General features: G+C 40.9%; 16 protein-coding genes. 1 reads left to right on the forward strand and 15 read right to left on the reverse strand.

Features of this window, described 5'->3' with window-relative positions; translation table 11 throughout:
• Positions 1–280 precede the first annotated feature (280 nt).
• From DCC39_RS06285 to DCC39_RS06330, 10 genes are all read right to left on the reverse strand, one after another.
• Positions 281–1,021 carry a peptidoglycan DD-metalloendopeptidase family protein gene (locus tag DCC39_RS06285; protein ID WP_116554040.1) on the reverse strand — a complete coding sequence of 247 codons (741 nt, stop codon included), beginning with the start codon at positions 1,019–1,021 and terminating at the stop codon, positions 281–283.
• 131 nt (positions 1,022–1,152) lie between these two features.
• Positions 1,153–2,937 (reverse strand): ATP-binding protein, encoded by a 1,785-nt coding sequence (locus DCC39_RS06290; RefSeq protein ID WP_116554041.1) that lies wholly within the window; start codon positions 2,935–2,937, stop codon positions 1,153–1,155.
• Positions 2,934–3,650, reverse strand: a complete 717-nt coding sequence (locus DCC39_RS06295) for a response regulator transcription factor (RefSeq protein ID WP_205948470.1) — start codon at positions 3,648–3,650, stop codon at positions 2,934–2,936. Before DCC39_RS06295 ends, DCC39_RS06290 begins: the two co-directional genes overlap by 4 nt.
• A gap of 388 nt (positions 3,651–4,038) precedes the next feature.
• Positions 4,039–4,764, reverse strand: a complete 726-nt coding sequence (locus DCC39_RS06300) for a pseudouridine synthase (RefSeq protein ID WP_116554042.1) — start codon at positions 4,762–4,764, stop codon at positions 4,039–4,041.
• Positions 4,765–4,812: 48 nt separating this feature from the next.
• Complete coding sequence (locus DCC39_RS06305; protein WP_116554043.1) at positions 4,813–5,340, reverse strand: spore maturation protein; 528 nt, start codon at positions 5,338–5,340, stop codon at positions 4,813–4,815.
• Positions 5,337–5,933 (reverse strand): nucleoside recognition domain-containing protein, encoded by a 597-nt coding sequence (locus DCC39_RS06310; protein ID WP_116554044.1) that lies wholly within the window; start codon positions 5,931–5,933, stop codon positions 5,337–5,339. The genes DCC39_RS06305 and DCC39_RS06310 overlap by 4 nt, the downstream gene beginning before the upstream one ends.
• Positions 5,926–7,089: a D-alanyl-D-alanine carboxypeptidase family protein gene (locus DCC39_RS06315; RefSeq protein ID WP_116554045.1), complete on the reverse strand. Its 1,164-nt coding sequence runs from the start codon at positions 7,087–7,089 to the stop codon at positions 5,926–5,928. The genes DCC39_RS06310 and DCC39_RS06315 overlap by 8 nt, the downstream gene beginning before the upstream one ends.
• A 109-nt stretch (positions 7,090–7,198) precedes the next feature.
• Positions 7,199–8,032 (reverse strand): MBL fold metallo-hydrolase, encoded by an 834-nt coding sequence (locus tag DCC39_RS06320; protein ID WP_407071840.1) that lies wholly within the window; start codon positions 8,030–8,032, stop codon positions 7,199–7,201.
• Between the two features lie 77 nt (positions 8,033–8,109).
• Positions 8,110–8,628 carry an isoprenylcysteine carboxyl methyltransferase family protein gene (locus DCC39_RS06325; RefSeq protein WP_240613556.1) on the reverse strand — a complete coding sequence of 173 codons (519 nt, stop codon included), beginning with the start codon at positions 8,626–8,628 and terminating at the stop codon, positions 8,110–8,112.
• Positions 8,618–9,748, reverse strand: coding sequence for a type III polyketide synthase (locus DCC39_RS06330; protein WP_116554047.1), 1,131 nt, complete (start codon positions 9,746–9,748; stop codon positions 8,618–8,620). The genes DCC39_RS06325 and DCC39_RS06330 overlap by 11 nt, the downstream gene beginning before the upstream one ends.
• A 171-nt stretch (positions 9,749–9,919) precedes the next feature.
• On the opposite strand from DCC39_RS06330, the gene DCC39_RS06335 reads away from it, so the two are divergent.
• Positions 9,920–10,450: a DUF309 domain-containing protein gene (locus tag DCC39_RS06335; RefSeq protein ID WP_240613557.1), complete on the forward strand. Its 531-nt coding sequence runs from the start codon at positions 9,920–9,922 to the stop codon at positions 10,448–10,450.
• Positions 10,451–10,452: 2 nt separating this feature from the next.
• Here the strand turns inward: DCC39_RS06335 and DCC39_RS06340 are convergent, their stop codons facing one another.
• The 5 genes from DCC39_RS06340 to ribD form a co-directional block, all read right to left on the reverse strand.
• The gene (locus tag DCC39_RS06340) at positions 10,453–10,830 is read right to left on the reverse strand and encodes a GNAT family N-acetyltransferase (RefSeq protein WP_116554049.1); all 378 of its coding nucleotides are present in this window, start codon (positions 10,828–10,830) and stop codon (positions 10,453–10,455) included.
• A 92-nt stretch (positions 10,831–10,922) separates the two neighbouring features.
• Positions 10,923–11,390 (reverse strand): 6,7-dimethyl-8-ribityllumazine synthase, encoded by a 468-nt coding sequence (gene ribH / locus DCC39_RS06345; protein WP_116554050.1) that lies wholly within the window; start codon positions 11,388–11,390, stop codon positions 10,923–10,925.
• Positions 11,391–11,422: 32 nt separating this feature from the next.
• Positions 11,423–12,616, reverse strand: a complete 1,194-nt coding sequence (locus DCC39_RS06350; RefSeq protein WP_116554051.1) for a bifunctional 3,4-dihydroxy-2-butanone-4-phosphate synthase/GTP cyclohydrolase II — start codon at positions 12,614–12,616, stop codon at positions 11,423–11,425.
• Positions 12,617–12,628: 12 nt separating this feature from the next.
• The gene (gene ribE, locus DCC39_RS06355) at positions 12,629–13,276 is read right to left on the reverse strand and encodes a riboflavin synthase (protein ID WP_116554052.1); all 648 of its coding nucleotides are present in this window, start codon (positions 13,274–13,276) and stop codon (positions 12,629–12,631) included.
• Positions 13,276–14,349, reverse strand: coding sequence for a bifunctional diaminohydroxyphosphoribosylaminopyrimidine deaminase/5-amino-6-(5-phosphoribosylamino)uracil reductase RibD (gene ribD / locus DCC39_RS06360; RefSeq protein WP_116554075.1), 1,074 nt, complete (start codon positions 14,347–14,349; stop codon positions 13,276–13,278). The genes ribE and ribD overlap by 1 nt, the downstream gene beginning before the upstream one ends.
• Positions 14,350–14,483: the final 134 nt, after the last annotated feature.

Raw genomic sequence — 14,483 nt, forward strand, 5'->3', positions numbered from 1 at the left:
TGCATAACTCCTTTCAATTAAATGAGGAGCGGAAGAGCAAGCTGACGTAGAGATTCGCAGCCTATTAAGGTAGTTCGACTAAAAGCATCACGTCCTGTGATAACGTCGAACTGACTTACCTCCTGTAAGCCTCCGGACTTTTTGAACATCCTATTAAACGTTTTTTGGGGCCTTCTTTCCAGAAGGCTCCTTTTTTTGAAGAATTGCATTTGTTTTTTCCCAAATTTAAACCCGTCTGGCTTCTGACCTCTGAACAAAGACGCACCAGCGTCTATTGTCCCTACTGTTTCGTCATTGGCTCTTTAATTGTGAGAGCTTGTCCTATTTTGATTAATGATGAAGAAAGATCATTCCATTTCATGATATCGTCAACCGAAACACCATATTTTTGGGAGATGGCCCACAATGTATCTCCTTTCGCAACTGTGACTTGCAGCTTTTTAACATTTGCTGCTTCATTGCTGGAAATAGGCGAGCTTGCCGGGGATGATGTCTCGCTTTTGGCTACATGTGCTTTTTCAACGTGTTTATCAAAAACCATCATTGGATCAATTGCTGCTGTTTTATTGATATTCCATGAACCGTTATGTACTTCAAAATGGAGATGGCTTCCCGACGAATGCCCAGTATTGCCCACTTCGCCAATTTGAACACCTTGTTTCACATTCTCCCCTTCCGAAACAAAACGTTTATTCAAATGGGCATAAACCGTTTCCATTCCGTTTTTATGTACTATAAAAACAACATTGCCGTATGAGTCAGAATAATACGACCTGCTCACTTTGCCTGGTCCCGCTGAATAAACAGGCGCACCGACTTCAGCCGCGATATCAATGCCATAATGCTTCCCGTTTCGTTCACCGAATTGGCCAGTAATGACGCCTTCCGCAGGCCACGTCCAGCTGTTATGTAATGAATCAGATGATGATTGTGCAACTGTTATTTTCACACTAAAAAATAGTAGCGAAATACACATCGCCATCAACATGGCAATAAAGACTCTTCTAAAAAAATCAATCATACTATGCTTTTCCTCCTTAACGGCTTGTCAATCTATCCGCTATTAGAGTATGGAATCAATGATTAATTTATAACTTGTTAGGTGGTTACAATTTCATTACAATTAAAAAACCATCCAAAGAATTGGATGGCTTATGATTTGTAAGGCAAGAAAAATGAAAAAGTCGTGCCTTTATTTACAATGCTATGGACAAAAATTTGTCCCCCATGAGACTCTACGATATTTTTGGCGATTGCCAGTCCTAATCCAGTGCCTGAACGCCCTCTCGTTCTCGCTTTATCGGCTTTATAAAATCTTTCGAAAACGAAAGGCAAATCTTCTTTAGGGATACCGGAACCATTATCTTGTACTTCAAATGTCACACCTGAATCCAGGATTTCGATTCTAACTTCAACCTTCCCATCAACTTTCGTGTGGCGAATCGCGTTATCAATTAAATTTGTCAACACTTGTTCAATTCGATCTGCATCGATGGACATGTAAATTTCTTTATTCGGTTTTACGAAAGATAGGATGACATTTTGTTCCTTGGCCATTCCTTGGAACTTCTTCGTAATTCTCTCTGTAAACGAGCGAATTTCAACTTCGCTTAAGTGCAATTTAAAGTGTTCCGTTTCCATTCTGGCCAAATCAAGCAGTTCATTCACGAGCCTGCCCATTCGAAGGGATTCATCGTAAATAATTTTTCCGAGTTCACGATTCTCCTCTTCATTACCTAACACATTGTCAACAATCGCTTCACTATATCCTTGCATCATCGCAATTGGCGTTCGCAATTCATGTGAGACATTTGCGATAAAATCTTCACGTAGTTTGTCCATTCGCCGTTCTTCCGTCATGTCTCGTAACACAGCGACCGCACCGCGTACAAAAGATTGATTGTAAAGCGGTGTCATCACAACGACCCAACTTCTCCCTTGCATTGTAACCTCAGTTACTTGTTCTTTTTCTAGAGTAACAACTTGTTGAAACAATTCCTGAACTTCTTTTGGAATGTCCGAATTCCCGATAATATTCATTCCTTGTTCATAATGCCAAGCTAGTAGAAAACGTTCAGCCGGCGGATTCGTTTGTAAAATTTCACCAGAACTGTCCAGGGTGATTACGCCGTCCGCCATACTGCTCAATATACTTGTAAGCTGTTCTTTTTCTTGGTTTAAAGCAGTGATGTTGTTGTCAATTTCTTTCGCCATGCGGTTAAACGCAATAGCCAGTTCCCCAATTTCATCACTCGTAACGATCGGCACTTTAATATTAAAGTCGCCGTTGGCAACATTTGCTGCAGCCTCCTTCATCTTACGTAAAGGTGCATTGATTCTTGTTAATAGAAAAAAAGCAAATATCGTCGTTAGAACGATGGCGATCCCTGCAGACAGATAGATGATTTTTTTTACGTGATCCATCGTATTTTGAACGACATCTAATGATTGATAAAGAAAAACGCCGCCTTGCTCATCCGGCAGCATCGAAAGAGGGACACCGACAATAATAATTTCGTTATGCAAGTCTTCGCCGTTCCCTTCAACGGGAAAGTCTCCCTCAATGACAACCTTTTTTTTATCTTTCAATACCTTTGATAATTTTTTGTCTTTCAAAAAAAGTTCGAGTGGCAAGTTTGTTAAATTATTCGTATTAGGCGAATACCAATATTGATCTTCGCTTGCAATAATAACGAACCGTGCAGAGGAAGCGTCTACAATCTCCCAAGCAGTAGAAAGCGCCATTCGATAATCATCGTATGACTCCATGACTACCGCCACTTTCTCTGCCAATTTCGTCAGATGTTCTTCTGCATTGTTTAAATGGTAGTTCTGTAAAAATTCAAGCAGCAAAATAGTAAGTACGAAAAGTACGACGGCAACCAATAAGATAATCGTAGCCCAAAGCTTCCCAACAACACTTTTCCAAAACATTATTTTGAAACGGCCTCAAATTTATAGCCTACTCCCCAAACGGTGGCAATCATTTTCGCAGCTTCCGGCGACACTTTCGTCAGTTTTTCACGCAGCCTTTTTACGTGCGTATCAACTGTTCTTAAGTCACCAAAAAACTCATAGTTCCAAACGTCTTTAAGCAATTCCTCGCGCGAAAATACTTTATCAGGGGATTTCGCTAGGTAATAGAGCAGTTCATACTCCTTCGGCGTTAAATTAATTTCTTGGTCATCAGATGTTACACGGTGTGCATCATGATCTATCGTTAAATGGGGAAAGACAAGAACATTTTTCATTGTCGTATCCGTTTGCAAAAATTTTGTAGTTGAAGCACGCCTCAAGAGGGCTTTCACCCTTAATACTACTTCACGTGGGCTGAATGGTTTTACGATGTAATCGTCGGCTCCTACTTCAAAACCTTGAACCCGATTGGTTTCTTCCCCTTTCGCGGTCAGCATAATAACAGGCGTCGCCTTTTTATCCCTCAACTTTTGGCAAACTTCAATCCCGTCGATACCGGGTAACATGAGATCCAGCAAGATAAGATCAAAGTCTTCCGAAAGGGCTTTTTCCAGTGCTTCTTCCCCATCTTTCGCTTCGATAATCTCGTAATTTTCCCTTTCCAAATACATTTTTAATAATCGTCGTATTCTTTCTTCATCATCTACAACTAACAAACGGGCTTCTTTACTCAATGAACCTTCCTCCTGCGAACAAATTTTCATTTTATTGCTTACTGCCAACTCTACACTCATTTCTCTACCTAAAATAATAGCCTATTTCCCGCAAAATTTAAAGAAAACAAAAGTAGCTGGCTTGAAAGCTAAAAAACCTCTACATTTTTCTGTGCAGAGGTTTGCGTTTAAATGGGTGTTTAAAAAGGAGGACAAAAAGACCTAATTTCAACTAAAGACAGGCCACGTCCTGTGGCAAACGTTGAAATGTCGCCATTCTGGCTCCTTCGAGGAAGCGAGGTTCTGAGGAACAACAGCGTATGTTTGAAGGATACGTGAGTACCGCAAGAACGAGCTGACGAAGAAATTCGACAGCTATTTTTCCTGGACTTTTTGAACAACCTCTTAATTATTTCTTTTTTGCAGTTGATAATGCAAGCAGTTGTCTGATTTCCTTCGGATTAAGCGGCCTGTATTCACCAGGCTGCATATGGTCGCAGTTTAAAAAGGCGTACTTTTCTCTTTTCAATTTTATGACAGGATGTTCAATCGCTTCAAGCATTCTTCTTACTTGCCTGTTTCTTCCTTCATGAATGACCATTTCCAAGACCGATGTTCCTCTTTTTTTATCAGCCGACAATAATTTAACTTTTGCCGGCGCTGTTTTTCCGTCCTCCAAGTGTATGCCACGCCTTAATTTTTCAATTTTTTCTTTCGTAACGATCCCTTTTACTTTTGCAATGTACGTTTTATCAATTTTGAACTTAGGATGCATCAGCCGATTTGCAAACTCCCCGTCATTCGTTAATAAAATAATGCCAGAAGTATCATAATCAAGCCGCCCAATCGGGAAAATTCTTTTATCCGTGTCGATAAAATCGGTCACAACCCGGCGTCCATGCTCGTCATCGACACTTGAAATGACAGCTTTAGGTTTGTAAAGCAAGTAATAAACTGGCTCGTCCTGTTCAATCGGGATGCCATTCATTTCAATCCGATCATTGGCGCCCACTTTTGTTCCAAGTTCTGTTATTGTTTTTCCATTCACTTTCACTTTGCCATTTACAATTAAATCTTCCGCTTTTCTTCTTGATGTAATCCCTGCTTTTGCGATTACTTTTTGAAGACGTTCCATCTTCTTCACCTCAGTAACATCATACCCCTGCTATCTATCATTCTCAAGTTACTTTGGAAAAACGATGGTCACGATAATAATAGAGGCAACAATCCCGACGAGATCCGCAAGCAATCCAACCTTCACAGAATCTCCCATTTTCTTGATGCCAACTGCCCCAAAATAAACGGTTAAAATATAAAAGGTTGTATCAGTGCTTCCCTGCATCGTTGAAGCTAACCTGCCAATAAAGGAATCAGGCCCATGCGTAGCGATTAAATCCGTTGTAATGGCAAGAGCTCCCGTTCCTGATATTGGCCTCATAAGTGCAAGCGGTACAACCTCGGCCGGCACTCCGATTAAAAGAAGAAGTGGACTTAATAACTCAACGAGCGCTTCCATCGCGCCTGAAGCACGGAAGACGCTAATCGCAACTAGCATCCCTACTAAAAAAGGAATAAGCTGCACAGCAATTTTTATCCCTTCTTTTCCCCCTTCTACAAACGCTTCATATGTCGGCACTTTTTTATACGTCCCATAAAGTAGAATAAATGCAATTAAAGAAGGAATAAGCCATATTGATATCGCAGTAATCATAAACCGCCCCTGCCTTTTGTCCTTCTGTAATAAAAATAACGATCAATCACTATTGCCGCAACCGTGGAAAAAAATGTCGCAGCAATCGTTGTACCAACGATTTCAGTTGGCGACGCGGAATCATATTGCATGCGAATCGCAATAACAGTCGTCGGAATAATCGTTAAACTAGAGGTGTTTATCGCTAAAAAAGTGACCATTGACCTGCTTGCTGAAGATTTTCCGCCGTTCAATTTTTTCATCTCTTCCATCGCTTTGATCCCCATCGGCGTAGCGGCATTTCCCAGCCCGAAAAAATTCGATACCATATTTGACAAAATATACCCCATCGCAGGATGGTTTGCCGGCACTTCCGGAAAAAGCCTCGTCGCAAGCGGCCGCAATAAACGCGATAGCTTTAACAAAAGACCTGCCTTTTCACCAATTTTCATCATGCCGAGCCAAAAAACAAGTACGCTTATAAATCCTATGGATACCGCTACCGCCTCTTTGCCGCCTTCAAAAATGGCTTGGTTAACCTCTTCCATTGTGCCATTTATGCCAGCGAACACAAAACCAATCAAGAATAAAAAGACCCAGATGAGGTTAATCACTTTGATCAACCCCTGCCACTAAAAAGAAGATGTTTTTAAAGCTTTCCAAGAAATTTTTCTTTTCAGCCGCCGGCTGGCCGTCAAAAAACAATGGCACCTTTGCAATCTCTTCCCCTTCAAGTTTAATTTTTAAATAACCTACTGGTGCAGGAACTCCTTCTTTTTCCCACTTTTTCCCTTTTGGCGGGCGAAGAAGCGTTATCGAGGAAGTAAGAAGCTGTGACTCCTCCTCAGTCAATGGATAATATACCGGTTGTTTCACAATAAGCTTATTTCGATAAAAATCGTGTGTTGCATGCTTGTATTTCCCTTTATCAATAAGCTTCATTTTTTGATAAGTATCAAAAGCATGCTCAAAAAGAGCGATATGGTCATTCCAATCATCAGGATCATCGAGTGTGACAGCGATTAAATCCATATCATTTTTCGAGGCGGTGGAAACGAGTGTACGGTTTGCTCTTTTTGTATACCCAGTTTTTCCTCCAGTAGAATATTTGTACAAGCCTGTCACAAGTTTATTTTTATTTTTCCATAAACGACCCCAGCTCTCACCGTCGATTTTTTTCGTTTTATATTTTTCGGTACTGGAAATTTTTCGAAAGGTCTTATCTTTCATTGCGTATTTCATTAATAAGGCCATATCGTAAGCCGTTGAATAGTGGTTTTCACTATCGTCCAATCCGTGCGGATTTGAAAATACAGTATCTTTCATCCCGATCGCTTTTGCTTTTTCATTCATCATGTAAACAAAACCTTCAACGCTCCCGCCGACATGATTCGCAATAGCGATGGCTGCATCATTTCCGGATTTCAGCATTAATCCATAAACTAAATCCTCTAACGTTATGATTTCGCCTTCTTTTAGATAAATGCTTGATCCCTCAATATTGACTGATTTACTCGATATTTTCACTTTGTCATCAAGCTTACCAGATTCAATGGCCAATATAGCGGTCATAATTTTTGTAATACTTGCGATTCTGCGCTTTGTATAGGCATCTTTTTCAAACAAGATCCGCCCTGATTCCTGTTCGATTAAAATAGCACTTTTGGCGGAAACATTCAGCGTGCTTGCATATGATAAATTTGTAGGACAAAATAGTAAAAAAAATAGAGATACGAGAATGATCCCGGCTTTTGAGCGTTTTCTATTCATAACATCCCGCCTCTGACAAGCTAGTTTGTACATATTTATGCAGACGGAGAGGCGATATGAATAATAAAAAACCGATCATCCTAAATAAAGGAAAATCGGTTTTTCACGTTTAATTCATGTATTTTCCGTCATCTGGAATGGCAATGCTTTCGAATTCCTCCACAAGCTTTCGTAAATTTTTTGCCAATTGTTCGCCTTCCATTGGAAGCCCGTGCCCTGTAATTGCGACTGACGGTTTTAGCGCTTCTAATTTTTTTGCGGATTCCCATGAAGCAGACCAATCAGTTGTTAAATATCTTGGAGGCCCATTGATTTCCTGTTCTTGTGTTAAAACTTTATAAAGCGATTCTTGTTTCACAGTAACAAAGGCGTCCCCTACAATTAACGCACGATCCCTTTCTCTAAAAAATGAAACATGCCCTGGTGTATGTCCAGGTGTATGGATCCACCTGAATTCAGGCATTCCGGGAACAGTTCCATCGGAAGGAAGCATTGTGACGCGATTTCCTAAATGAATCGGTTCATTTGGAAAAATAGGTGACATTTTGGCTACGAGTCCGCCTTCGACCGTTGGATCAGGTTCAGGGTAGCTTTTTTCCCCTGTTAAATAAGGCAATTCCAATTCGTGGGCATAGACAGGAACATCCCATCTTTCCACTAATTCAATGACGGCGCCGACGTGATCGAAATGGCCGTGTGTCAACACGATGGCTTGCGGGCGGCTGTTTTTTCCAAAACGATTTTCAACCGCAGAAATGATGGCATTCGAAGAATGGGGCATCCCTGCATCAACCAATACAAAATCATTCGAACCCGGTTTTCCAACGAGGCAAATATTCACGATTTGAACCGTATAGCAGAATAGATCCGGCAAGAGTTCTATCCCAACCCCGCTAGTGATGGATGTTGCCGGGATATATTTATAATCACTGCCATAGGAAATATTTTTATCCAAATTGAGAACCCCTTTCTAAGCTAGTATCTTCTTCGATAAACCGAACGATGCGTGCATATGAATCTTTAATTTCGTTCAGGGTTAGGCAAATGGCGGAGAGCTTCCTCTTCAACGGGAATCCTTACGAAAAATAGAAAGAAAATATTTAAAATGGTAAAAGAAAATGCTGTGATATAGGCTTCAAACATGAATGGAAGTGTAAAAAGTTCGAGTGTCACAACAACATAGTTAGGATGCTTTAAAAAACGATATGGCCCGTTTACAACCTTTTCTTTGTTAGGAATGACAATGACTCTTGTATTCCAGTGCTTTCCCAATGTCATTAAACTCCAGACGCGCAAACATTGAGCGGCAAGAAACACAATAAAGAAAAAATACCAGCCCGAAATAAGAGAGGGCTTTACTAAATGCTCAACAATTAACGAAGTAAAAAAAGCAACGTGGAGAATAACGATATACTTGTAATGATCTCTTCCAAATTCAATGCCGCCGTGCTCTTCTGCCCATTTTTGATTTTGTTTTGCAATGAAAAGTTCAATCAGGCGCTGCACGATAACAATCGTAACGAGAATACTAAACAGCATGATTCTGTTTCCCTTTCTCCTTGACTTCAGGCTTTCGCCATTCCAGCAAAACCGTTTCAGAAGAAAATCCGGGTCCAAGGGCCATCAATAAACCAATGTCATACTCATCTAAATTTTGAAGCAGGAATTGTTGTAATACGTAAAGAATCGTCGCAGATGACATATTTCCGTATTTTTTTAAAACATCTGCTGAAATGCTTAGCTTGTCCTCTGAAAGGTTCAACGTCCTTTCATAAGCTTCTAGCACTTTACGTCCACCAGGATGCGCAACAAAATGTTGAACTTGATGGATAGACAAATCGTATTTTTCGAGAAATTCTACGACGTTCGGTTTAAGCCAACCCTCGATAATTTGCGGGATATCTTTTGAAAAGATAACATGTAAACCGGTATTTTTTATTTCCCAACCCATCACGTCTTCAGATTCAGGCATGAAGGCTGAACTGTTTCCTAGAATATATGGCGAATTTCGTAATCTAGATGTCGACAATAGCGTAGACTCGTCCCCACAAACGAGTCCGCAAGCGACGCCATCCGCGAAAAGAGATGTCCCGATGAGGTTGCTTTTTGTCAAATCGCCTTTTTGAAACGTTAAACTGCATAATTCCACACTTAAAATTAATACATTTGCCTCAGGAAATGCTGTACAATATTCAAAAGCGCGCGATATCCCAGCGGCACCGCCCGCACAGCCTAAGCCCCAAATCGGTATTCGCTTCAGGTGATTTGAGAAAGGAAGCTTATTCATTATCAAGGCATCAATACTTGGTGTTGAAATTCCCGAACTTGATATAAAAAATATAGCGTCAATTTCTTTAAAAGGAACCGGCTTCGCAAAGAAGTTTACGTTGTGCAATGCCTTTTCAATCGCCTTAACGCCAAGTTCGACTGCTAATTCGATGTAAAGATTATTTTTCTCAGAAAAAGTATGTTCTTTTTGAAACCATTCCAGCGGAGCGGAGAAATAGCGCCCTTCAATTTGGCCATTATGAAAAATATTTAATAGACGATCAATGTTCCTAAATTGAGAGTGAAACAGTTCACGGACAAAATTCTTTACTTCTTCTTGAGAAAAGTAATGGGGCGGCGATTCCGTCCCAACAGAAAGAATATAAGGCATAGTAACACCTCCTTTAAAAAAGTTCGGGATACAAATCAGTTTTTACTTTAGTTGACAATAGTTTAAGCTATTCACTATATTTTCATTCAGCAGTTACAACGATTTACCACGATTCGCTTTTCTTTAAACAATTTTTCAATAAACGAAACGTAAACAGGAAGGATGAATCTAGTGCCATACCCAGAAGCCTACATCAGGTACTTAGTTTATTTTCATGGATTGAGGGATTATTTTGAATGCCATGAAGTGCTGGAGGAACATTGGAAAAAGGACGAAAAAGAAAACCGAAAGAAATATTGGGTGGGGCTCATTCAAATCGCTGTTGCATTGTACCATCAACGGCGAAAGAATTTTAAAGGTGCCGAAAAATTGATGAAAAACGCTATAAACATAATAAGAATGGAAAAGGAAGCCATTCATTCTCTTTCACTTGACTATTCTAAGCTTTTATTGATTCTTGAAACGCGGTACAGAGAGATGCTGAATAAACAAGAATACACAAGTATTCACTTGCCAATCATTTCTAACCAATTAATCGAATTGTGTAAGAAGGAATGCAAAAAACTCAATTGTATTTGGGGTTCAGAAAGCAATTTGAAAAATGACGAACTTGTTCACAAACATATGTTGAGGGATCGAAGCGAGAGAATGAAAGAAAGGGGAAATCATAAAGAAAGAAGAGAAGCTACACGTAAGCATTGAGCTTACAGCTTCTCTTCTTCTGAATCACTTTCAAAACATTTTTCAAAAAACGTTCTCGTATGTTTATTAGGAATAATTTCATATTTTCCGTCTAATAATTTTTTTAGCTGCTCCACCATTTTTTTTCCTAATCCTTGATCGCGATGTGACGGATTAACACTTACATGCTGCAAAAGGACAGAGTTATCATCTTTATCAATGGAAATACCGATGATCCCTACAATATCGTCATCCTCTTTCCAAAGATATAGTTGCCAATCATCGTTCGATTCATATAGTTTGATTGTTTCCTGCAACTTTTTAAGATCTTTTTCCCGGGGCATAAACGACATTAAACCCATTGCAATCTTTTCGTAGTTACGTTTATAACGTATAAGCATAATAATCCCTCTTTAAGTGAAATCCTTTCATTGCCAAACTCCTACCATAGTATACATGAATAAAGAGGAATTTGCTAAGCGATTTGTCCTTTTTATGAAAATTGTTTTACCAAATTGGCCATTTCGATAGCTGAAACACCGGCATCCCAGCCTTTGTTGCCGGCTTTTGTCCCTGCTCTCTCAACCGCTTGTTCAATCGTTTCAGTTGTTAAAATTCCAAAAATAACAGGAACCCCGCTTGTTAGGGACGCTGAAGAAACCCCTTTTGCCACTTCGTTGCAAACGTAGTCAAAGTGGGGTGTTGCTCCGCGAATGACAGTTCCCAACGTAATAACGGCATCGTATTTTTGCGAATCAGCCATTTTTTTTGCGATGAGCGATATCTCAAAAGCGCCCGGTACCCATGCAATGTCGATATCTTCTTCATTGACCCCGTGCCTAAGCAGTGCATCTTCCGCGCCGCTAAGCAGTTTACTTGTAATAAAGTCGTTGAACCGACCTACGATGATGCCGATTTTTAAACCTGTTCCAACAAGATGGCCTTCAAATGTCTGTTTCATTTATTATTCCTCCTCTTAATCGCTTGGGCAGCCTAAAAATGAAGGATGTGCCCCAATTTATTCTGTTTCGTCTTTAAATAATTTTCGTTTTCTTTTTTTGCTGGCATTTGGATCGGCACCCGTTCAACCACTTCCAGGCCATGCCCGCTTAACCCAGCTATTTTTCTAGGATTGTTTGTTAAAAGTTTCATTTTTTCAACGCCTAAATCTTTAAGAATTTGGGCTCCGACACCGTAATCGCGCAAATCAGGCGCAAAACCGAGCTTTTCGTTCGCTTCGACGGTATCATAGCCTTCTTCCTGTAATTTATAAGCCCTCAGCTTATTCATTAGACCGATTCCCCGGCCTTCTTGCCGCATGTAAAGGAGAACGCCTTTGCCTTCTTCTTCAATTTGGGTTAATGCCGCATGAAGCTGTGGCCCGCAGTCACAGCGTTTGGAGCCGAATACATCGCCAGTCAAGCATTCGGAATGTACTCGCACAAGAACGGGTCTATCCGGCGTTATTTCGCCTTTCACGAGTGCGACATGCTCCTTATCATCAAGGACATTCGAATAGCCAATTGCTTTAAACCGGCCATAATCTGTCGGCAAACTAATTTCGATTTCCCGCTTGATTAATTGTTCTTTACGACTGCGGTAAGAAATTAAATCTTTAATCGTAATCAATTTCAGGCCGAATTCATCTGCCAATTTCCTTAAATCGTCAACCCTCGCCATCGTTCCATCTTCTTTAATAATTTCACAAATGACCCCTGCTGGTTTCGCTCCGGCGATGCGGGCAAGATCGACTGCTGCTTCTGTATGGCCTGCTCTCCGGAGCACTCCGCCTTCTTTTGCAATAAGCGGAAAGATATGGCCAGGGCGCTTAAAGTCCGACGGCACTGCGTCTGGATTGAGCATTTCTTGAATCGTAAGCGCTCTTTCGTGCGCAGAAATGCCTGTTGTTGTCGTACGATGATCAATGCTAATCGTAAACGCCGTTCCATGTGAATCAGTGTTGTTTTCAACCATTGGAAAGAGCTCCAATTTTCCTGCCAACTGGGAGCTAATCGGAGCACACACAAGTCCGCGCCCGTGCTTAATCATAAAATTGATCGTTTCTGGCGTCACTTTTTCAGCAAGCGCTACGAAATCACCTTCGTTTTCTCGATCTTCATCATCAACGACGATCACGACTTTTCCATCTATCAATTCCTGAATAGCATCTTCAATTCGGTCAAACATGCTTTTTCCTCCTTAGGCAAAGCCATTTTTCTCCAAAAAAGACTTGGTCATGCGATTTCTTGCAGGATCCTTTCGTTTTAAAGTAAATTGTTCTACATATTTACCTAGCATGTCGCATTCAATGTTTACGATATCACCAGGCGCTTTGTCACCTAAAACAGTTTCTGAAAGCGTATGGGGAATGAGTGAAATTGTAAAACTGCCATCATTTACTCCAAACACGGTAAGGCTAGTCCCATCAACGGCAATTGAACCTTTGTAGATAATGTAAGACATTAGCTCATCAGGAACCGCAATTTCATAATACACCGCATTCGAGACGGGTCGTTTTGCACGAATTTCACCAATTCCGTCAACATGTCCTGTGACGAAGTGCCCTCCAAATCGACCGTTGGCAGCCATTGCACGTTCGAGATTGACTGATGATCCTTGCTTTAAACTCTTTAAGCTCGTGCTTTTTACCGTTTCCGGCATCACATCGACTGTAAAATCTCCTTCAGTAAATGAAGTTACCGTGAGACAGACACCATTTACGGCAATACTGTCGCCGAGCTGGACATCATGCAATATTTTTTTTGCTTTTATTTTCATCGTGATTGCATCCGCACCATGGTCCATTGCTTCAATTTTTCCAATCTCTTCAATAATGCCTGTAAACATTATTTCACCCTTTCTACTCTTGGCTTAGCGACTATTTTAAGATCTTTGCCAATTTGCTCAATCGATTTATATTCGAGCTGTAATGCATCTTTCAAATGGGGAATTCCCGTTCCTTCAAAACTTGTTGGCGCATCGCTTCCGCCAATAACGGTTGGCGCCATATAAACAATCAACTGGTTGACAAGTTTTGCAGTTAAAAAACTGTTGTTCACTCTTGCCCCACCTTCTACAAATAAGGAGGCAATGCCAAGCTCGCCAAGCCGCACCATTAACTCACGAAGATGATTGGTATTCGCCATTTCTATCAGTTTGACGTGTTGTTTGTTATAGGCTGATCGATCCTTTTTCGCTTTTTCTCCAATGATGAGCCATGTCTCTGCAGAGTCATCGGTCATAATGTTTGCATGCAAGGGAGTTCTTAATTTGCTGTCTAATATGATTCGAACCGGATTTTTCCCTCCTTCGGGAAGCCTTGTCGTAAGTTTTGGATCATCTTTTAACACTGTTCCGATACCGACAAGAATCGCATCATGTTTATGCCGTAACCTGTGGACATCCTCTCTCGCTTCAGGCCCTGTGATCCACTTGCTTTCTCCTGTGGACGTTGCAATTTTCCCATCTAGCGTCATCGCATTTTTGAGCGTAACATATGGCGTTTTCGTTACGATGTAATGATAGAAATCTTCATTTAATTCATCCGATTCTTTTCTGCATAAACCGGATTCCACTTTAATTCCGGCCGCTTCCAGTAATTTTATTCCGCTTCCAGCAACGTTAGGGTTCGGATCCTCTGAAGCGATGACGGCACGCTTAATGCCGCTGTCGATTATTTGTTCCGCACATGGAGGCGTTTTTCCATAATGGCTGCAAGGTTCGAGCGTAACGAAAATTGTCGCTCCCTTTGCCCTGTTTCCGGCCATCTTAAGGGCATGAACCTCTGCATGGGCTTCACCCGCCTTTAAGTGGCTTCCAACTCCTACAATTTCACCATTATTAACGACTACCGCTCCAACAGTTGGGTTTGGGGACGTCTGTCCTTTTGCTGTTTTCGCCAAATGGAGTGCAAGGCGCATATATTCTTCATCTTTCAAGTTCGATATACCCTCCCAACTTTAGAAATTTCCGAATCTCAATCAAAAAATCCCCCGGAGAAATGATTCTTCCGGGGGATTTTTCGCAATAGCAAATAAACCCTGCTTAAATAAGG

This window comes from Pueribacillus theae (genome assembly GCF_003097615.1).
Taxonomy (GTDB): domain Bacteria; phylum Bacillota; class Bacilli; order Bacillales; family UBA6769; genus Pueribacillus; species Pueribacillus theae.

Bases quoted from the DNA above. Each gene is read 5' to 3' on its own strand.
- DCC39_RS06285 (WP_116554040.1), bottom strand. From the start codon at position 1,021: ATGATTGATTTTTTTAGAAGAGTCTTTATTGCCATGTTGATGGCGATG.
- DCC39_RS06300 (WP_116554042.1), bottom strand. From the start codon at position 4,764: ATGGAACGTCTTCAAAAAGTAATCGCAAAAGCAGGGATTACATCAAGA.
- DCC39_RS06330 (WP_116554047.1), bottom strand. From the start codon at position 9,748: ATGCCTTATATTCTTTCTGTTGGGACGGAATCGCCGCCCCATTACTTT.
- ribH (WP_116554050.1), bottom strand. From the start codon at position 11,390: ATGAAACAGACATTTGAAGGCCATCTTGTTGGAACAGGTTTAAAAATC.
- DCC39_RS06325 (WP_240613556.1), bottom strand. From the start codon at position 8,628: ATGCTGTTTAGTATTCTCGTTACGATTGTTATCGTGCAGCGCCTGATT.
- DCC39_RS06305 (WP_116554043.1), bottom strand. From the start codon at position 5,340: ATGATTACTGCGATATCAATATGGCTTATTCCTTCTTTAATTGCATTT.
- ribE (WP_116554052.1), bottom strand. From the start codon at position 13,276: ATGTTTACAGGCATTATTGAAGAGATTGGAAAAATTGAAGCAATGGAC.
- DCC39_RS06315 (WP_116554045.1), bottom strand. From the start codon at position 7,089: ATGAATAGAAAACGCTCAAAAGCCGGGATCATTCTCGTATCTCTATTT.
- ribD (WP_116554075.1), bottom strand. From the start codon at position 14,349: ATGCGCCTTGCACTCCATTTGGCGAAAACAGCAAAAGGACAGACGTCC.
- DCC39_RS06340 (WP_116554049.1), bottom strand. From the start codon at position 10,830: ATGCTTATACGTTATAAACGTAACTACGAAAAGATTGCAATGGGTTTA.
- DCC39_RS06350 (WP_116554051.1), bottom strand. From the start codon at position 12,616: ATGTTTGACCGAATTGAAGATGCTATTCAGGAATTGATAGATGGAAAA.